Raw genomic sequence first — 18,149 nt, 5'->3', positions numbered from 1 at the left:
CGTGCTGTCGCGGCTTGTCGAAAAGGCCCTGGCGGCGCGCTTTGCCGTGCTGGGGCTGGCGCTCGCCCTGGCCGCCTGGGGCGGCTACTCGTTCTACAACCTGCCGATCGATGCCTTTCCGGACATCAGTTCGACCCAGGTCAAGATCATCCTGAAGGCCCCCGGCATGACTCCGGAAGAGGTCGAAAGCCGGGTGATCACCCCGATCGAGATGGAAATGCTGGGCATCCCCCAGCAAGCCAACCTGCGGTCGGTGGCCAAGTACGCGATTGCCGACATCACCATCGACTTCAAGGACAAGACCGACATCTACTGGGCGCGCAGCCAGGTGGCGGAGCGGCTGGCCAATGTGATGGGCGATCTGCCGGTCACGGTCGAAGGCGGCCTCGCGCCGATTTCCACCCCGCTGTCCGACGTCTACATGTTCACGCTGGAAGGCCCGCAAAGCCTGGCCGAAAAGCGCCGTGTGCTGGACTGGACCGTGCGCCCCGCGCTGCGCACCGTGCCGGGCGTGGCCGATGTCAACGCGCTGGGCGGCTTTGCCGAAACCTTCGAGGTCCAGCCCGACAACGCCGCGCTGGCCGCCGCCGGCCTGACGGTGGAGGACCTGCGCGACGCGATCGAGCGCAGCAACCGCAACGACGGCGCCGGGCGCCTCAAGATCGGCGAGGAAGCGCTGATCGTCCGCTCGGTCGGCGCGATCACCACGCTCGAAGACCTCGCCGCCGTGGTCGTGCGCGCCGGCAATGGCGCGGTGCTGCGCGTGGGCGATGTCGCCACGGTGCGCTCCGGCAGCCTGACCCGCTACGGCGCGGTGACCAAGAACGGCCAAGGCGAGGCCGTGCAGGGCCTGGTCATCGCGCTGCGCGGTTCGGACGCCTCGAAAGTGGTCGAAGGGGTCAAGTCCCGGCTGGAGGAGATCAAGCCCGGCCTGCCGCAGGGCATGAAGGTCGACGTGTTCTATGACCGCTCCGACCTGATCGGCCGCGCGGTCGGCACGGTCGAAAAGGCGCTGCTCGAAGCGACCGTGCTGGTGGTAATCCTGCTGCTGCTGTTCCTGGGCGATGTCCGTGCCTCGATCATCGTCGCGCTGGCGCTGCCGATGGCCTGCCTGCTGACTTTCATCTTCATGGGCGCGGCCGGGCTGACCGCCAATCTGATGAGCCTGGGGGGGCTGGCCATCGCCGTCGGCATCCTGGTCGACGGGGCGGTGGTCGTGGTCGAAAACGTGGTCGAACGCCTGTCCGATCCCAAACACCGCCGCATGGGCAAGCTGCACGCGGTGTTCGTCGCCTCGGCGGAAGTGGCCGTGCCGGTCGCCTCGGGCATGCTGATCATCGCGCTGGTGTTCCTGCCGCTGCTGACGCTGGAAGGGCTGGAAGGCAAGCTGTTCGCCCCCGTCGCGCTGACCATCGTGCTCGCGCTGCTCTCCGCGCTGGTGCTCTCGCTCACCCTGGTGCCGGTGTTGTCGCATTTCGTGCTCAAGCAGCACGATGGGCACCGCGAACCCTGGCTGATGCGCCAGATCGCCCCGCGCCACGCCCGCGCGCTGGACTGGGCCTTTGCCAACCGCCGCAAGGTGGGCTTCATTGCTGGCGGGGCGCTGCTGGTGGCGGGGACAGCCTATGGCATGACCGGCAAGACCTTCCTGCCGACCATGGATGAAGGCGCGACCCTGGTGCAGCTGACCAAGCTGCCCAGCGTCAACATCGAGCATTCGGTCCAGGGAGATCTGCGCGTGCAGCGCCTGATCATGGAAAAAGTCCCCGAAGTGACCGACGTGATCGCCCGCGTCGGCAGCGACGAACTGGGGCTCGATCCGATGAGCCTGAACGAGACCGACAGCTTCGTGAAGCTGAAGCCGCGCGACGAATGGCGCGTGCCCGACAAGGACTGGCTGGTCGAACAGATCCGCGAGGCGCTGGCCGAACTGCCGGGGATCGAACCCAGCTTCACCCAGCCGATCGAGATGCGCGTGTCCGAAATGCTCACCGGCGCGCGCGGCGACCTGGCGATCAAGCTGTTCGGCCCCGACCTCAAGCAGCTGTCCAGCCTTTCGGGCCAGATCCAGCAGCGGCTGGAAAAGATCCACGGCACCAGCGAGGCGATCACCGTGGCCAATTCCAGCGTCGATTACCTGCAGATCGACATCGACCGGACCGCCGCCGGGCGCGCCGGGATGCCGGTGGACATGCTGCAGGACATGATGCGCGCCAATGTCGAAGGGGTGCGCGCCGGGGTGGTGGCCGAAGCCGGCCGCCGCGTGCCGGTGGTGATCCGCGGCAATGGCGGCGAAGGCATGGATCCGCAGGCCTTTGCCGACCAGCTGTACCGCAGCCCATCGGGCCAGTTGGTGCGCGCCAGCGACATCGCCCGGATCGAGCGGACCGCCGGTCCGGTCAAGCTGGAGCATGAAAACGGCTCGCGCTTTGCGCTGGTCCAGGCCTTCGTCTCGGGCCGCGACCTCGTCGGCTACGTCGAGGAGGCCAAGGCCGACATCACTGCCAACGTCAAGCTGCCGCCCGGCTACCGGATCGTCTGGGGCGGGCAGTTCGAAAACCAGCAGCGCGCCTCGGCCCGGCTGATGATCGTCCTGCCGATCGCGGTGCTGCTGATCTTCGTAGTGCTGTACCTGACCCTGCGGTCGGTCCGCGCATCGGTGCTGATCCTGGTCAACATCCCGTTTGCGGCGGTGGGCGGCATGGTGGCGCTGGCGATTTCGGGCGAATACCTGTCGGTCCCCGCCTCGGTTGGGTTCATCGCGCTGCTCGGCATCGCGGTGCTCAACGGGCTGGTCATGGTCAGCTATTTCCGCCAGCTGCGCGAACAGGGCATGGCCCTGGCCGATGCAGTGCGGATCGGCGCGGCGCGCCGCCTGCGCCCGGTGCTGATGACCGCCAGCATCGCCGCTTTCGGGCTGGTGCCGCTGCTGTTCGCCAGCGGGCCGGGTTCGGAAATCCAGCGGCCACTGGCGATCGTGGTGATCGGCGGGCTGGTCACGGCCACGCTGCTGACGCTGATACTGCTGCCGATCCTGTACGAACGCTTTGGCGAAAGCGCCGAGGAACGCAGCGCCGGCGACCTGGCCCATCCGGCGGGAGCCGAAGCATGAAGCGCCTGTTCCTGCCCCTGCTGGCCCTGACTGTCCAGCCCGCCCTGGCCCAGTCCGTCCCGGCTCCAGCCGCCCCGGCGCCAGCCGCCCCGACGCAAAGTGCCCTGCCGGACGAGGCTGCCGTGCAGGAAGCGCTGGACGCCCACCCCGCCGTGCAGGCTGCCCTCGCCCGCGTCGCCGCCGCCCGGGCCGAAGCGCGCGCGCTGCGTGCCGGCAGCCACGAATTTGCGCTGAGCGGCAGCTATGTCCAGCGCAGCGTCGACCGCGAAGGCAAGTACGACGAATACGACGCCACCCTGTCGCGCGCGTTCCGCCTGCCGGGCAAGGCGCGGCTGGACCGGGAAACCGGCGAACACGGCCTGCGTGCGGCGGAAAACCGCGCCGAGGATGCCCGCCACCAGGCCGCGATCCAGCTGAACGAAATGTGGTGGGACTGGCTGGGCGCCAGCGCCGAAGCCGCCGTGGACGAGCAGAGCGCGGCCAACTATGCCGCGACCCTGGCCGCAGTTCGCCGCCGCGTGGAACTGCGCGATGCCGCCCCGCTCGAGGCCGACCAGGCCGAAGCAGCGCTGGGTGAGGCGCGCTCCGCTGCGGCGCAATCGCGCGGCCGGGCCGAAGTGGCCCGCGCGCGTCTGGCCGCGCGCTTCCCCACCCTGCCCCTGCCCGCCGCCGCGCCCGAGGCGGAGCGTCCGGCCCTGCCAGCGCAAAGCCTGGCGCAGATGGCCGAGCAGGTGGTGGCGCGCAGCCACGAGATCGGCGCGGCCGATGCCGAGGCCGCGCGCATGGCCAGCATGGCCGAACGCGCCCGGCGCGAACGGCTGGCCGATCCCACCCTGGGCCTTCGGCTGTTTTCCGAACGCAATGGCGCCGAACGCGGGGCCGGCGTGGTGCTGTCGGTCCCGATCGGCGGCGGCGCTCGCTCTGCCGGGGCGGACCGCGCCGCATCCGAAGCCCAGGCCGCCCGCGCGGAACTGTCGCTGGTGCGCCAGGAAGTGCAGGAAATGGCCGATAGCGACCGGGCCCGCGCCGAAGCCGCACTGGCCTCCTGGCAGCGCTCGCGCGAAATGCTGGATGCGCAGGTTGCCGCCGTGCTCAAGCTGCGGCGCGGCCATCAGCTCGGCGCGATCGACCTGGCCGACATGCTCCAGGGCGAACGCCTCGTCCACGGCGCCTTCCGCAGCGAAGCCCTGGCCCGCATCGAAGCGCACCGCGCGCTGGGCCGGCTGCGCATCGACAGCCACAACCTGTGGATTGCGGATTGAGGGATTGCCCCGCACTGGTGGGCGCTGACGGGCTCGAACCGCCGACCCTCTCGGTGTAAACGAGATGCTCTACCAACTGAGCTAAGCGCCCCTTTGCGGGAGAGCGCGCTTTTAGTGCGATTGGCGGGGGCGTCAATCGCCTGTGTTACGCCGGGTCAGACCAGCGCCGGGGCGGCGGTGTCAATCGCGGCGAAATAGCGCGCCATGCCATCGGCTGCCGTGTCACTCAGCGCGATGAAGGCGCGGCGGCGGTCGCTGCGGTCTTCGACCCGCACGAACAGGCCCGCTTCGGTCATCTGGCCGATCCAGCGCAGCGCGGTGGTGGGCGGCACGCCCGAGGCGATGCACAGGCTGGTGACCGAGACCCGCGCCCGTTCGGCGCGCGCGGCGGTCAGGTCGAGCAGCATGTCCCAGGCCGGATCGGCGAACAGTTCCCCATCGAAGAACCGAGCGCGCTGCTGGCGGGCGCGGATGATCCGGCGCACCAGTTGCGCATCGGGCAGCGGCGCGCGCGGGGCATTGACCAGCCGGTCCCCCGCTGCGCCGCCCGCCCCGAAGAAGGCCGGACGCGGGCTTTCCACGCCGAAGCGGTCCTGCGCATCGTGATCCAGCCCGGCCCCGCCGCTGCGCAGCCCGATCCGTTCCAGCCGCTGCGCGATCTGGCCGACCTGTTCGGTCAGCCGCAGCAGGGTCAGCCGGTCATCCTCGGACAATTCGCGCAGCCGCAGGGATGATGCCTGCCCCAGCACCCGGCCCAGCGCGATGACGCGTTCCGCCCGGCCGGGATCGACCAGCAACTGCGGGCCGGACTGATCGAGGCAGCCGAACACATCGTCGAGCGCGGCCACACTGGTCGAGACGATCAGCTGCGCCCCTGAATGCGCGGCGCGCAGGTCGAGCCGGGCCAGCGCGGCCAGCGTGGCGGCATCGACCGTGGGGCAATCGACCATGACCACCCCGCCCAGTCCCAGCGCCTCGCCATCCAGCAGCAGGTCAAGCCCGCCGACCTGCACCAGGCGGAAGCCCGCCATTTCGGCATCATCCCGCATTTCCAGCCGCACATCGGCGCGGTCGGCAAAGATCGACAGGGTTAGCGGCACCCCGGCCGGATCACTGGCAGGCAGGCTATAGGCGAAATTGGCTTGGGCCATGGCGGTCCGACTCCGTTCCAATGCGAACGAGAGTAGAACAAACAGGGTTCATGTCAAGATCGTGGAGCGATCAGGGCAGAACGTCCACCACCGCGCCCAGCGGCACGGCGCGCCACAGCGCTTCGATTTCGGCATTGGACACGGCGACGCAGCCATCGGTCCAATCGCCTTTCAGCCGCCCGGCCTTCAGCCAGTTGGGCTGGCCGTGGATATAGATCTCGCCCCCCGGGCTGCGCCCCTGCGCGCTGGCAAGGGCCGCGGCGCGCGCATCGGGATAGGAGATGCGCAGCGACAGGTGATAGGAGCTTTGCGGGTTGCGGAAGTCGATCGAATAGCGGCCTTCGGGCGTCTTTTCATCGCCTTCGAACTGCTTGTGGCCCACCGGCGCATCGCCCAGCGCCACGCCGCGCATGGTGTGGACCAGCCGCCCGCCGGACCACAGCTGCATTTCGCGCGCGGCCTTGTGGACCACGATCCGGTCGATCCGGGGCAGGTCCGGCACCGTGGGGGCGCTGCCCGGCAGCAGCCAGGCCGCCCCGGCGATAGCCGCGAGCAGCAGCGCGCCGCCCGCGATTTGCAGCAGGCGGCGGGCCGGCCGGGCCATCAATCGACGAAGGGATCGCGCACGAGGATGGTGTCCTCGCGCTCGGGGCTGGTGGAGACCAGCGCGACCGGGGTTTCGATCAGTTCCTGCACGCGCTGGATGTACTTGATCGCCTGGGCGGGCAGATCGGCCCACGAGCGGGCGCCGGCGGTGGTGCCGCTCCACCCTTCCATTTCCTCGTAGATCGGCTCAACCTCGGCCTGGTCGGCGGCGTGGCTGGGGAAATAGTCCAGCACCTTGCCGCGCAGGCGGTAGCCGGTGCAGATCTTCACCGTTTCGAGGCCGTCGAGCACGTCGACCTTGGTCAGCGCGATGCCGGTCACGCCGCTGATCGCGCAGCTTTGCCGCACCAGCACCGCATCGAACCAGCCGCAGCGGCGCTTGCGGCCGGTAACGGTGCCGAATTCGTGGCCGCGTTCGCCGAGGCGCTGTCCGGTCTCGTCCTCAAGCTCGGTCGGGAACGGGCCCGAGCCGACGCGGGTGGTATAGGCCTTGACGATGCCCAGCACGAAGCCGGTGCTCGACGGGCCAAGGCCCGAGCCGCTGGCCGCCGTGCCGCTGACCGTGTTGGAACTGGTGACAAAGGGATAGGTCCCGTGATCGACGTCGAGCAGCACGCCCTGCGCGCCTTCGAACAGGATTCGCGCCCCGGCCTTGCGCACGGTGTTGAGCCGCTTCCACACCGGCTGGGCATATTGCAGCACGGAAGGCGCGATTTCCTTGAGATCGGCGAGCAGCTGGGCGCGGTCGACCGGGGGCTGGCCGAACCCGGCGCGCAGCGCGTCGTGGTGGGCGCAGAGCCGGTCAAGCTGGGCGTCGAGCGCATCGAGGTGCGCCAGGTCGCACACCCGGATCGCGCGGCGGCCGACCTTGTCTTCATAGGCCGGGCCGATCCCGCGCCCGGTGGTGCCGATCTTGCCCGAACCGGCAGCCGATTCGCGCAAGGCATCCAGATCGCGGTGCAGCGGCAGGATCAGCGGCGCGTTTTCGGCAATCGCGAAGTTTTCGGTGTTGATCACCACGCCCTGCCCTTCGAGCTTGGCGATCTCGTCGCGCAGGTGCCAGGGATCGAGCACCACGCCGTTGCCGATGATCGACAACGTGCCGGTGACGATGCCCGAAGGGAGCAGCGACAGCTTGTAGACCTGTTCGCCCACCACCAGCGTGTGCCCGGCGTTGTGCCCGCCCTGGAAACGGACCACGGCGTCAGCCCGGCTGGCCAGCCAGTCAACGATCTTGCCCTTGCCTTCATCGCCCCACTGGGCGCCGATGACGGTAACGTTAGCCACGGATATAGCACTCCACCCTGCCAGTGGACCCGCAGGCGCCCTTCGACAGGACTCGGCGCAAGGGGTTGGACGGGGGGCCGATGGCCCGATGTGCGGGGGCGCACTAGGGGGACCACCCTGCCCGAGTCAAGCGGCTGGCAGCACGCCCGCGCGACTATTCACCACCCGGCAAGCTTTGCCGGGCCAGAACCTTGCACCGGCACAAGGAGATACACGATGCGCAACCGGCTGATCCTGTCCGTGGCCGCTCTGGCCATACTTGGCGCGGCGGTAGTCGAGGCCCGCCCTGGCGAGCGGCTGCGCGAGCGGCTGGCCGAGCGGATGATGCAGCGCGGGCAAGATTCCGCTCCGCGCATTCCGGCGGACCAGACGCTGGCCTATGGCAGCGATCCCTTGCAGCGAATCGACTTCTACCGCGCCAGGGGAGCCACCGGCCCCGCGCCGCTGGTGATCTTCGTCCACGGCGGCGGGTGGAAGCGCGGCAGCAAGGACACTGCCGCCAGCCGCCATGCCCCGGCGCATTACACTGGCCTTGGCTACAACTATGCCGCGATCGATTATCGGCTGGTCCCGCAGGCCACCGTGGAGCAGCAGGGGGCGGACGTTGCCATGGCGCTGAGGGCGCTGCTGGACCGTGCGGGCGAATTGGGAATCGACCGCCGCCGCGTGGTGCTGACCGGGCACAGCGCGGGCGCGCACCTGGTCGCGCTGGTCGGCACGGACGAGCGCTATCTCAAGGCTGCGGGGCTGAGCTTTGCCGATCTGGCGGGCGTGATGCCGAATGACGGCGCAGCCTATGACGTACCGCGCCAGATCGCCGAAGGCGGGCGGTTCATGCACGATACCTATCTGCAGGCGTTCGGCACCGATCCTGCGCGCCAGCGGGCGCTGTCCCCCTCGCTCCAGGCCCGAGCGCCCAATGCCCCGGCCTTCCTGTTGATCCACGTCCAGCGGCCAGACGGGATCGCCCAGGCCGAGGCGCTGGAGGGCGCGTTGAAGGAGGCCGGAACCAGGGTGGAGCGGCGCGACTTTCCGGGCGAAGGGCTGCGCGGCCACGCCGAAATCAACCGCCAGCTGGGTGATCCCGGCTATGCCGCGACCAGTGTGGTCGATGACTGGCTTAAACGCCTGTTCGCGCGCTAAAGGCGGACTGCTTCGCCGCCCTCAAGCCGGTGGGTGCAGCCCAGCCGCGCCGGATCGCAATTGTCGCAGACCGCCGCCACGGTGCGCCAGCCGATCGCGCGCAGGCGGGCGGCCTGTTCGCCGTCATGACGCAGCGGCAGGAACAGCGTGTCGCGCGGGGTTTCGGCAGCGGCCAGCGCGTCGATCAGCGCATCGGGATAGAGCGAGAAGCCGATGGCCGGTTCCTCCTCGCCCGCCGCGCGGCCGAGGATCGCATAGGACCCGCCGCGCCCCAGCGCGCCGGGCAGCCCTTCGGCATAGATGGTGAAGCCGAACCACGACTGGTATTCGAAGCCGTGGCGTTCGCTCGGGTCCAGCGTCAGGCGCGCCGCGCCGCCAACCCGCGCGGCGATTTCGCGCAGCGCCTTGATTCGGCCTGCCAGCGCGCCGCCGGCATCGATCGCGGCCAGCCGTTCGATCGCCTGGTCGAACGGGCCAATCGCGGTCAGCAGCGGCAGGTAAGCTTCGCCGCCTGCGGCCACCAGCCCGCCGGCGTCCTTGGCATCCAGTTCACGGCGCACTGCCTCGATCTTGTCAGCGTCCAGCGGCAGCGCGTTTGCGGCAAGGGTATCGACCAGGTCCGGCAGAGTGAAATCGACCGAAATGCCGCTGGCCCCGGCAGCGCGCAGCGCCTCGATCGCCATGGCAACCAGTTCGCCCGCAGCGGCCACGCTGTCGCTGCCGATCAGTTCCGCGCCGACCTGCAACCGCTCACGCGTGGGATCGAGGCCATCGCCCTTGATCGTCAGCACCTGCCCGGCATAGCACAGCCGCAGCGGGCGCGGCGCGGCGCCAAGGCCCGTGGCGGCCATGCGGCCAACCTGGACGGTAATGTCGCTGCGCAGCGCCAGGGTGCGCAAGCTGGCCGGATCGACAAAGCGGAACATGCGCCGGGGCTGAACCCCGGCCATGCGGCTGGCCATCGACTTTTCGAATTCGATGCTCGGCGGCTGGACCCGGTCGAAGCCGTGGCTGTCCATCACGTCAAGCAGCGCCCGCGTCACCCGCCCGGCGGCGGCGGCGGCGGCGGGCAGGCGGTCTTCAAGGCCCTCGGGCAACAGGTCGCGGTCGGTATCAGCCATAACGCGTTTCCCGTTGCCCGATCTTGCCTCAGAACGCCAGCGCCATGACCCGCTTCACGCCGGGCAGGCCCTTGGCCTGTTCCAGCACGTCGCCGGGCAGCTTGCTGTCGAGCGAGAGCAGCAGCACCGCTTCCCCGCCCGCTTCGCGGCGGCCGAGGTTGAAAGTGCCGATGTTGATGCCGTTTTCGCCCAGCAGGGTGCCGATCCGGCCGATGAAGCCGGGAGCGTCCTCGTTGACGATATACATCATGTGGCCGGCCAGTTCGGCTTCGACCTTGATCCCGAACAGTTCGACCAGGCGCGGTTCGCTGTTCGAGAACAGCGTGCCCGCGACCGAGCGTTCGCCCGCATCGGTCTTCACCGAAACGCGGATCAGGGTGTGATAGTCACCGGCCTTCTCGGTCTTGACCTCGCGCACTTCCATGCCGCGTTCCTTGGCCAGGAACGGCGCGTTGACCATGTTGACCGTGTCCGACTGGGTGCGCAGGAACCCGCACAGCACGGCCGCGACGATCGGCTTGATGTTCAGTTCAGCCGCCGCGCCTTCGGCGTGGATCGAGATGCGCGGAATCGCCCCGGTGGTCAGCTGGCCAACCATGCCGCCCAGCTGTTCCGCCAGCGCCATGTAGGGGCGCAGCTTGGGCGCTTCCTCGGCCGAGAGCGAAGGCACGTTGAGCGCGTTGGTGACACCGCCGTTGACCAGATAATCGGCCATCTGTTCGGCCACCTGCAGCGCGACGTTGACCTGCGCTTCGGTGGTCGATGCGCCCAGGTGCGGGGTGCAGATGAAGTTCGGCGTGCCGAACAGCGGGCTTTCCTTGGCCGGTTCGGTTTCGAACACGTCCAGCGCCGCCCCGGCGACATGGCCGCTGTCGAGCGCCGCCTTGAGCGCAGCTTCATCGATCAGCCCGCCGCGCGCGCAGTTGATGATCCGCACGCCCTTCTTGGTCTTGGCCAGGTTTTCCGCGGACAGGATGTTGCGGGTCTGGTCGGTCAGCGGGGTGTGCAGGGTGATGAAATCGGCCTTGGCCAGCAGGGTGTCGAGATCGGCCTTTTCCACGCCCATTTCGACCGCGCGTTCCGGGGTCAGGAACGGATCGAACGCCACGACCTTCATCTTCAGGCCGAGCGCGCGGGCCGCGACGATCGAACCGATGTTGCCCGCGCCGATCAGGCCCAGGGTCTTGCCGGTCACTTCAACGCCCATGAAGCCGTTCTTCGGCCACAGCCCCGCCTGGGTCTGGGCATTGGCTTCGGGGATCTGACGCGCGAGGGCGAACATCATCGCGATGGCGTGTTCGGCAGTGGTGATCGAGTTGCCGAACGGGGTGTTCATCACCACCACGCCCTGCGCCGAAGCGGCCGGAATATCGACGTTGTCGACGCCGATCCCGGCGCGGCCGATCACTTTCAGGTTCTTGGCGGCGGCCAGGATTTCCTTGGTCACCTTGGTCGAGCTGCGGATCGCGAGGCCGTCGTAATCGCCGATGCGGGCGATCAGCTGTTCGGGGGTTTCGCCGGTGATGACGTCCACATCGCAGCCCATTTCGGTGAAAATGCGGGCGGCGTTGGGATCCATCTTGTCGGAAATGAGCACGCGGGGCTTGGTCATGGTTCTAGTCCTTCGTCACCCCGGACCTGATCCGGGGTCCCGCTTGTCTGCGCGGGGAAAAGGGGAAAGCGGGACCCCGGGTCAAGCCCGGGGTGACGCCAGATTACTGAGCGGCCTTGGTCTGGGCGTAGGCCCAGTCGAGCCAGGGGCCGAGGTCTTCGATGTCGGCGGCATCGACCGTCGCACCGCACCACACGCGCAGGCCCGCAGGGGCATCGCGGTAGCCGGCGATGTCATAGGCCGCGCCTTCCTTTTCGAGCAGGCCGGTCATCTTCTTGATGAAGTCCGCGTCCGCGCCTTCGACCGACAGGCAGACCGAGGTCTTCGAGCGAATGCCCTTGTCGACCGCCAGGTGGCTCAGCCAGTCGCGGTCGGCGACGATCTTGTCCAGCGCGTCGGCATTGGCGGTGCAGCGGGCCTTCAGCCCTTCCAGGCCGCCGAGGCCCTTGGCCCATTCCAGCGCGAAGATCGCGTCTTCCACCGCCAGCATCGACGGGGTGTTGATGGTTTCGCCCTTGAACACGCCTTCGGCGAGCTTGCCCTTCGAGACCAGGCGGAACACCTTGGGCAGCGGCCAGGCGGGGGTATATTCCTCCAGCCGCTGAACCGCGCGGGGCCCCAGGATCAGGACGCCGTGGCCGCCTTCGCCGCCCAGCACCTTCTGCCAGGAGAAGGTGGCAACGTCGATCTTGTCCCACGGAATGTCATAGGCGAACACGGCGCTGGTCGCGTCGGCAAAGGTCAGCCCTTCGCGGTCCGCGGGAATCCATTCGCCGTCCGGCACGCGCACGCCGCTGGTGGTGCCGTTCCAGGTGAACAGCACGTCGTCGCTGAAATCGACCTTCGACAGGTCGGGCAGCTGGCCATAGTCGGCGCGGTGCAGCTTGGGTTCGAGCTTGAGCTGCTTGACCGCGTCCGTCACCCAGCCTTCGCCGAAGCTTTCCCAGGCCAGCATCGACACGCCGCGCGCGCCCAGCATGGTCCACATCGCCATTTCGAACGCGCCGGTATCCGAACCGGGGACGATGCCGATGCGGTGCGTATCGGGCAGGCCGAGCACTTCGCGCATCAGGTCGATGCAGTACTGCAGGCGCGCCTTGCCGATCTTCGCACGGTGCGAACGACCGAGCGATTCGGTGGCCAGCTTGTCAATGGAGTAGCCCGGCGGCTTGGCGCACGGACCCGAGGAAAAGAACGGGCGCGCAGGCTTGCGAGCCGGAATCGTAGCAGACATGTAGTCTCTCCTTGCAGAGAGCACGCGCGGCGTTGGGACCGCGTGGCCCGGAGCGGCAAGTAGTGGCGCCCTGCCGGAAGTCAAGCACAACCGCCGCGCTTCACCCGGCGCGCAGCGTGGTTACGCCGCCGTTAACCATACTGGGCCTTCCCTGCTTAACCAAGCGGGCGGATAATAGGCCCATGCGCAAAGGCTTGATCCTGCTGCCCTTGCTGGCCCTGACCGCCGCTTGCGGGGCGGTGCCGCAGGCGCAGGCGCCGCGGCATCAGGCCGCCGCCCGCCCGGCAGCGATAACCATGGCCGCGCGGCCGGAAAATCGCGCCTGCCTGGCCAACCTGGGGGCCAGCCGGGCCAGTTTCACCCCCCTGCCCGACCAGTATTACGGCGCGGGATGCAGCGCGGTGAACGCGGTGCGAATCGCCGCGCTGCGCAGCGACAGCGCGCTGCTCGCCCTGACCAACCTTGGCCCGGTCACTTGCCCGCTGGCGGAAAGCTTTGCCGGCTGGGCGCGTTTCGGGGTGGACCGCGCGGCGCAGCAGATCCTGGGCAGCGCGCTGGTGCGGATCGAAACCATGGGCAGCTACAACTGCCGCAACGTGGCCGGCAGCGAACGCCGCAGCGCCCACGCCACCGCCAATGCGATCGACGTATCGGGCTTTGTCCTGGCCGATGGCCGCCGGATCACCATTTCGGGCGACTGGCACAGCGAAAGCCCGCGCGTGCGCCAGTTCCTGACCACGATCCAGGGCAGCGCCTGCAAGCGCTTCGGCACGGTGCTGGGCCCGGCCTATAACGCCGCGCACCGCGATCACCTCCACCTGGAATTGAGCGGCAGCGCGTTCTGCCGCTAGGCCATCGCGCCGGCGCTTGCCCCACTTGCGGCGTCACCCCGGGCTTGACCCGGGGTCCAGCTTTTCTGGCGAGAAGAACAGCTGGATCCCGGGTCAAGCCCGGGATGACGTGCTAATGATACGGCGGCGCTAGCCGTCCTTGGGCTGGTAGAAGCTGTAATCCGGCAGGCTTTCGAAGGCCAGTTTCAGCGCCTCGCTCCACCCTGCCGAAATTGCCCGGAAATAGGGATTGTCCGCCCCGATCCGGCGCTGGTGCGCGGGTTCGAAGCGGTCACGCTCGATCACCAGCAGGTCGAGCGGCAGCCCGACCGAGAGGTTGGCCTTGATCGTCGAATCGAAGCTGACCATCAGCAGCTTGACCGCGTCCTCGAAGCTCATGTCGCGGCTGTAGCCGCGCAGGATGATCGGGCGGCCATACTTGGTCTCGCCGATCTGGAAGAACGGGGTGTCGAAGCTCGCCTCGATGAAATTGCCTTCGGGGTAGATCAGGAACAGGCGCGGCTCCATCCCCTTGATCTGGCCGGCGACGATGATCGAGGCGGTGAACGTGCCGCTGCCCGCGCTTTCGCCGTTTTCGGCATCGCTGCGGGCGATGGTGTCGCGCAGCAGCTTGCCCACCTCGGTCGCGACCTGGAACATGGTCGGAGCTTCCAGCACGGAGTTGTGCCGTTCCGCCGGTGCCTTGTTGCGTTCCTCCAGCTGGCTGATCACCGCCTGGGTAGTGGCCAGGTTCCCCGCCGTCATCAGCGCGATCATCCGTTCGCCCGGCACCGCCCAGTGGTGCATCTTGCGGAACACGGAAATGTTGTCGACGCCCGAATTGGTGCGGGTGTCGCTCATCAACACCAGCCCCTTGTCGAGCATCATTCCAACGCAATAAGTCAAAGCAGGCTGGCCTTTGAAATTTCGTCATTGCGAGGGGCAAGGCCCCGCGGCAATCCAGGGTCGCACGCACCGCCCTGGATCGCTTCGCTGCGCTCGCAATGACGAAGCGAAGGGGGCACTGTCAATCGCTCACTGCTCCTGCACTTGCTGTTCAACCGCCAGCCGCACGGCCAGGCGGCTTTCGCCCGCGCCCCAGCTCATGCCGGTGACCGGCGCGGCCTCGCGGTAGTCGCGCCCCGTGGCGACGCGGACATAGCGTTCGTCGGGGCTGATCCCGTTCGATACGTCGAACCCGACCCAGCCCAGCCCTTCGACATGGGCTTCGGCCCAGGCGTGGCTGGCTTCCTGTTCCACGCGGTCGTCCATCATCAGGTAGCCGCTGACATAGCGCGCCGGCACCCCCAGCGCGCGGGCCGCGCCGATGAAGATGTGGGCGTGGTCCTGGCACACCCCCAGCCCCAGCGCGGCGGCTTCCTCGGCCCCGGTGTGGACGTGGGTTTCGCCCGGCGCATAGGCCACGCTGGCCAGCACCAGCGCCGACAGGCGGTGCATTTGCGCCAGCACATCGTCCTTTGGCGCATCAAGCTGGGCCATGATCGCCCGCACTTTCGGCCCCGGGCGGGTCAGCGGCGATTGGGCCAGGAACGCCCAGCGCGGCATGTATCCCGCATGGTTGCCGATCACCCCGGCATTGTCGGCCGTGACGACCAGCCCGGCGCAATGCACCGTCACTTCGCGCACGCCGGGCAGCACGGACACCAGCGTGGTGTGGTTGTGGTTGTGATCGTCGTATTCGGCTTCGGCCACGGCGCCTTCGAAGCGCATGGTCCATTCCAGCACGCGCTGGCCCTGCGTGTCCTTGGGCGTCAGGCGCAGGCGTTGCAGCCCATGTGCCACCGGCTGGTCAAACGCATAGTGCGTGGTGTGTTCAACGCGCAGTCTCATCAGGCGTAGAACCTGTAGTCCTGTTCGATCGCCTGCGCGACCTGTTGGTTGCAGGCGATGAATTCGGTGATGAATTCGTGCAGCCCGCCGTCCAGGATGGTTTCGATGCTGCTTTGGTGGAACCGCGTGCCCAGGCCCCGCAGCAATTCGTGCGCGCCGGTTTCGTGGCCGTATTCGTGCGCCAGCCCGAACAGGTTGCTGCGCAACTTGTCGATGCAGAACGCCAGGCTGCGCGGAAAGCGCTGGTCCAGGATCAGGAACTGCGCGATCCCGCGCGGGTCCATCTTGCCGGCGTTGAGCCAGCGGTAGCTGCGTTCCCCCGCGAGCGAGCGCAGCACGCTTTCCCACTGCACGTTGTCCAGGCTTGACCCCACCCAGGCGACCGAGGGCAGCAACACGTAATACTTCACGTCCAGGATGCGCGCGGTGTTGTCCGCCCGTTCGATGAAAGTGCCGATGCGGGTGAAGTTGTGGATCTCGTTGCGCAGCATGGTGCCGTCCATCGCCCCGCGCACCAGCGTCATCTGGCGGCGGATCGCGGCCAGGACATCGCCCAGCACGGCTTCGCGCACCGGGCGGGCCAGCGCGTCCTTCAGCGCCATCCAGCTTTCGTTGACCGCTTCCCACACTTCGCGGGTCAGCGCGGTGCGGACCGCGCGGGCGTTGGTACGCGCCCCTTCGATCATCGCCAGGACCGAACCGGGGTTGGCCTTGTCGCGCAGCAGGAAGTTCCACACCTTGTCCCCGGCATAGTCGGCGCCGTGGACCGCCTCGTAAGCCTGGGTCGCCCCGACCGTGGTGATGACCGAGCGCCATTCGTCCTGGCTGGCGGCCAGATCGCGGGTCAGCGCCATGCGGAAGCCCGCCTCGAGCAGCCGCGCGGTGTTTTCCGCCCGTTCAAGGTAGCGCGCCATCCAGAAGACGCCATTGGCGGTTCGTCCGAGCATGGCCATCAGTCCTCCAGCACCAAAGAGTCCTTGGTCCCGCCGCCCTGCGACGAATTGACCACCAGCGAGCCTTTCTTCAGCGCCACGCGGGTCAGCCCGCCCGGCGTGATGTCGATCCCCTGCGGGCTGACCAGCACGAAAGGCCGAAGGTCAACGTGGCGCGGCGCCAGCCCAGCCTTGGTCAGGATCGGCACGGTCGACAGCGCCAGGGTGGGCTGGGCGATGTAATTGTCGGGCTTGGCGCGCAGCTTGGCGGCGAAAGCCTCGATCTCCTTCTTGCTGCTGGTCGGGCCGATCAGCATGCCATAGCCGCCCGAGCCGTGGACTTCCTTGACCACCAGCTCCGCCAGGTTGTCGAGGACATAGGCCAGGCTGTCCGGTTCGCTGCACCGCCAGGTCGGGACATTGGCCAGCAGCGGCTTTTCGCCGGTATAGAATTCGACGATTTCCGGCATGAAGCTGTAGATCGCCTTGTCATCGGCAATACCGGTGCCGGGCGCGTTGGCAATGGTGATCCGCCCGGCGCGGTAGATGTCCATGATCCCCGGCACGCCCAGCACCGAATCCGGGTTGAACGTCAGCGGGTCAAGGAATTCATCGTCGACCCGGCGGTAGAGCACATCAATCGGGGTATAGCCGCGCGTGGTGCGCATCGCGACCCGGCCATCGACCACGCGCAGGTCGCTGCCTTCGACCAGTTCGGCGCCCATCTGGTCGGCCAGGAAGGCGTGTTCGAAATAGGCCGAATTGTAGATCCCCGGCGTCAGCACCGCGACCACCGGGCGGTCACCCGCGCAACTGGGGGCGCAGGCGGCCAGGCTTTTCGCGAGGCGGCGGGGATAGTCCTGGACCGGGCGCACGTTCACTTTCGTGAACAGTTCCGGGAACATCGCCATCATGGTTTCCCGGTTTTCCAGCATGTAGGACACGCCGCTGGGGGTGCGGGCGTTGTCTTCCAGCACCATGAATTCGTCCGGTCCGGTGCGCACCAGGTCGATCCCGACGATGTGGGTATAGACCCCGCCCGGCGGGACATAGCCCATCATCTGCGGCAGGAACGCCTCGTTCTGCGCGATCAGCCGCTGCGGCAGGCGTCCGGCGCGGACGATTTCCTGGCGGTGGTAGATGTCGTGCAGAAAGGCGTTGAGCGCGCGCACCCGCTGTTCGATCCCGCGCGACAGCTTGCGCCATTCGCCGGCGGTAACGATCCGGGGGACCATGTCGAACGGGATCAGCCGTTCTTCCCCGGCATCGTCGCCATAGACGTTGAACGTGATCCCGGTGCGGCGAAAGAAGCCTTCCGCTTCTGCCCCCTTGCGCCGCAGCAAGGCGGGATCCTGTTCGTCATACCACTCGCGGTAACCGGCGTAGGCGGCACGGACCGTGCCATCTGCGGTGAGCATCTCGTCGAACGACGAGGGCGAGTGAGTCATGCCATGCGTCCCCTTCGCCGCCTATGACTGCCGTGTGACGGAACAGAGTCAAGCGCGAAAATGCTGCAAGTGCGAAATGACTAATCGAAGCCCCCGCTTGACGCGGATCAAGGCATGGTCGCGCGCGGTCGGCCACGATCACGAAATGGAACAGACGACCCAATCTGCCCACGAGTTGATGCTCGCCTCGCTCGAAGCGGTGGCGGCGGCCGATGTCGATCTGGTGCCGCGCTTCTTCGCGCGGTTCTATGGCGCGCATCCCCAGGACCGGGCGATGTTCCACAATCCCGGATCGTCCCACGGGGCGATGGTCAACGAGATCATGGACACCCTGCTGGCGCTCGCCAGCGGCGAGGAATGGGTCGAACTGATGCTGCGCAACCAGGTGCGCACCCACCACGATCACGGCGATATTCCGCTGGACCGCTATGCTCAGGCGCTCGACCTGTTCCTTGATGTGCTGGCCGATGCGGCCGGCCCGGCCTGGACCGCCGATTGCCAGCACGCCTGGCGCGCCCAGGCCGACCGGATGATGGCCATCATCACCCGGTGGTATTGAC

General features: G+C 67.9%; 15 protein-coding genes and 1 tRNA gene. 5 read left to right on the top strand and 11 right to left on the bottom strand.

Going from position 1 to position 18,149, the window contains the following annotated elements; genetic code table 11:
- Position 1: 1 nt before the first annotated feature.
- Positions 2-3,112, top strand: coding sequence for an efflux RND transporter permease subunit (locus tag ACE3N9_RS06775; protein WP_374282154.1), 3,111 nt, complete (start codon positions 2-4; stop codon positions 3,110-3,112).
- The gene (locus tag ACE3N9_RS06770; protein WP_374282152.1) at positions 3,109-4,374 is read left to right on the top strand and encodes a TolC family protein; all 1,266 of its coding nucleotides are present in this window, start codon (positions 3,109-3,111) and stop codon (positions 4,372-4,374) included. Before ACE3N9_RS06775 ends, ACE3N9_RS06770 begins: the two co-directional genes overlap by 4 nt.
- Before the next feature lie 15 nt (positions 4,375-4,389).
- On the opposite strand, the gene ACE3N9_RS06765 is transcribed toward ACE3N9_RS06770, so the two are convergent.
- The 4 genes from ACE3N9_RS06765 to ACE3N9_RS06750 all read right to left on the bottom strand — a co-directional run bounded on the left by ACE3N9_RS06765 (position 4,390) and on the right by ACE3N9_RS06750 (position 7,418).
- A tRNA-Val gene (locus tag ACE3N9_RS06765) sits at positions 4,390-4,465 on the bottom strand.
- Between the two features lie 64 nt (positions 4,466-4,529).
- Positions 4,530-5,525 (bottom strand): MarR family transcriptional regulator, encoded by a 996-nt coding sequence (locus ACE3N9_RS06760; protein WP_374282150.1) that lies wholly within the window; start codon positions 5,523-5,525, stop codon positions 4,530-4,532.
- Positions 5,526-5,595: 70 nt separating this feature from the next.
- On the bottom strand, positions 5,596-6,129 hold the full coding sequence (locus ACE3N9_RS06755) for a murein L,D-transpeptidase family protein (protein ID WP_374282148.1): 534 nt from the start codon (positions 6,127-6,129) through the stop codon (positions 5,596-5,598).
- Positions 6,129-7,418, bottom strand: coding sequence for an adenylosuccinate synthase (locus ACE3N9_RS06750; RefSeq protein WP_374282146.1), 1,290 nt, complete (start codon positions 7,416-7,418; stop codon positions 6,129-6,131). Before ACE3N9_RS06750 ends, ACE3N9_RS06755 begins: the two co-directional genes overlap by 1 nt.
- Positions 7,419-7,739: 321 nt before the next feature.
- On the opposite strand from ACE3N9_RS06750, the gene ACE3N9_RS06745 reads away from it, so the two are divergent.
- The gene (locus tag ACE3N9_RS06745; protein ID WP_374282347.1) at positions 7,740-8,561 is read left to right on the top strand and encodes an alpha/beta hydrolase; all 822 of its coding nucleotides are present in this window, start codon (positions 7,740-7,742) and stop codon (positions 8,559-8,561) included.
- Here ACE3N9_RS06745 and ACE3N9_RS06740 read toward each other — a convergent pair.
- The 3 genes from ACE3N9_RS06740 to ACE3N9_RS06730 all read right to left on the bottom strand — a co-directional run bounded on the left by ACE3N9_RS06740 (position 8,558) and on the right by ACE3N9_RS06730 (position 12,528).
- On the bottom strand, positions 8,558-9,682 hold the full coding sequence (locus ACE3N9_RS06740; RefSeq protein ID WP_374282144.1) for an ATP phosphoribosyltransferase regulatory subunit: 1,125 nt from the start codon (positions 9,680-9,682) through the stop codon (positions 8,558-8,560). The genes ACE3N9_RS06745 and ACE3N9_RS06740 overlap by 4 nt on opposite strands.
- A gap of 28 nt (positions 9,683-9,710) precedes the next feature.
- The gene (gene serA / locus ACE3N9_RS06735; protein ID WP_374282142.1) at positions 9,711-11,294 is read right to left on the bottom strand and encodes a phosphoglycerate dehydrogenase; all 1,584 of its coding nucleotides are present in this window, start codon (positions 11,292-11,294) and stop codon (positions 9,711-9,713) included.
- Positions 11,295-11,397: 103 nt separating this feature from the next.
- Positions 11,398-12,528 carry a phosphoserine transaminase gene (locus tag ACE3N9_RS06730; protein WP_374282140.1) on the bottom strand — a complete coding sequence of 377 codons (1,131 nt, stop codon included), beginning with the start codon at positions 12,526-12,528 and terminating at the stop codon, positions 11,398-11,400.
- Positions 12,529-12,710: 182 nt separating this feature from the next.
- On the opposite strand from ACE3N9_RS06730, the gene ACE3N9_RS06725 reads away from it, so the two are divergent.
- Positions 12,711-13,379 carry an extensin family protein gene (locus ACE3N9_RS06725; protein ID WP_374282138.1) on the top strand — a complete coding sequence of 223 codons (669 nt, stop codon included), beginning with the start codon at positions 12,711-12,713 and terminating at the stop codon, positions 13,377-13,379.
- A 129-nt stretch (positions 13,380-13,508) separates the two neighbouring features.
- On the opposite strand, the gene ACE3N9_RS06720 is transcribed toward ACE3N9_RS06725, so the two are convergent.
- From ACE3N9_RS06720 to ACE3N9_RS06705, 4 genes are all read right to left on the bottom strand, one after another.
- Positions 13,509-14,264 (bottom strand): peptidase, encoded by a 756-nt coding sequence (locus ACE3N9_RS06720; RefSeq protein WP_374282136.1) that lies wholly within the window; start codon positions 14,262-14,264, stop codon positions 13,509-13,511.
- A gap of 129 nt (positions 14,265-14,393) precedes the next feature.
- Positions 14,394-15,209 (bottom strand): transglutaminase domain-containing protein, encoded by an 816-nt coding sequence (locus ACE3N9_RS06715; protein WP_374282134.1) that lies wholly within the window; start codon positions 15,207-15,209, stop codon positions 14,394-14,396.
- Positions 15,209-16,156, bottom strand: coding sequence for an alpha-E domain-containing protein (locus ACE3N9_RS06710; protein WP_374282132.1), 948 nt, complete (start codon positions 16,154-16,156; stop codon positions 15,209-15,211). The genes ACE3N9_RS06715 and ACE3N9_RS06710 overlap by 1 nt, the downstream gene beginning before the upstream one ends.
- 5 nt (positions 16,157-16,161) lie before the next feature.
- Positions 16,162-17,589 carry a circularly permuted type 2 ATP-grasp protein gene (locus ACE3N9_RS06705; RefSeq protein WP_374282130.1) on the bottom strand — a complete coding sequence of 476 codons (1,428 nt, stop codon included), beginning with the start codon at positions 17,587-17,589 and terminating at the stop codon, positions 16,162-16,164.
- Between the two features lie 97 nt (positions 17,590-17,686).
- On the opposite strand from ACE3N9_RS06705, the gene ACE3N9_RS06700 reads away from it, so the two are divergent.
- On the top strand, positions 17,687-18,148 hold the full coding sequence (locus ACE3N9_RS06700; protein ID WP_374282128.1) for a globin: 462 nt from the start codon (positions 17,687-17,689) through the stop codon (positions 18,146-18,148).
- Position 18,149 lies beyond the last annotated feature (1 nt).

The sequence above is a fragment of the Novosphingobium sp. genome (genome assembly GCF_041905565.1).
Lineage (GTDB): Bacteria > Pseudomonadota > Alphaproteobacteria > Sphingomonadales > Sphingomonadaceae > Novosphingobium.
The sequence above is the reverse complement of the archived record's forward strand: the minus strand, read 5'-3'. Positions and strand labels throughout refer to the sequence as shown.

Coding starts and splice junctions, on each gene's coding strand:
- ACE3N9_RS06715 (WP_374282134.1), bottom strand. CDS start 15,209: ATGAGACTGCGCGTTGAACACACCACGCACTATGCGTTTGACCAGCCG.
- ACE3N9_RS06730 (WP_374282140.1), bottom strand. CDS start 12,528: ATGTCTGCTACGATTCCGGCTCGCAAGCCTGCGCGCCCGTTCTTTTCC.
- ACE3N9_RS06740 (WP_374282144.1), bottom strand. CDS start 9,682: ATGGCTGATACCGACCGCGACCTGTTGCCCGAGGGCCTTGAAGACCGC.
- serA (WP_374282142.1), bottom strand. CDS start 11,294: ATGACCAAGCCCCGCGTGCTCATTTCCGACAAGATGGATCCCAACGCC.
- ACE3N9_RS06725 (WP_374282138.1), top strand. CDS start 12,711: ATGCGCAAAGGCTTGATCCTGCTGCCCTTGCTGGCCCTGACCGCCGCT.
- ACE3N9_RS06755 (WP_374282148.1), bottom strand. CDS start 6,129: ATGGCCCGGCCGGCCCGCCGCCTGCTGCAAATCGCGGGCGGCGCGCTG.
- ACE3N9_RS06705 (WP_374282130.1), bottom strand. CDS start 17,589: ATGACTCACTCGCCCTCGTCGTTCGACGAGATGCTCACCGCAGATGGC.
- ACE3N9_RS06745 (WP_374282347.1), top strand. CDS start 7,740: ATGATGCAGCGCGGGCAAGATTCCGCTCCGCGCATTCCGGCGGACCAG.
- ACE3N9_RS06710 (WP_374282132.1), bottom strand. CDS start 16,156: ATGCTCGGACGAACCGCCAATGGCGTCTTCTGGATGGCGCGCTACCTT.
- ACE3N9_RS06770 (WP_374282152.1), top strand. CDS start 3,109: ATGAAGCGCCTGTTCCTGCCCCTGCTGGCCCTGACTGTCCAGCCCGCC.
- ACE3N9_RS06760 (WP_374282150.1), bottom strand. CDS start 5,525: ATGGCCCAAGCCAATTTCGCCTATAGCCTGCCTGCCAGTGATCCGGCC.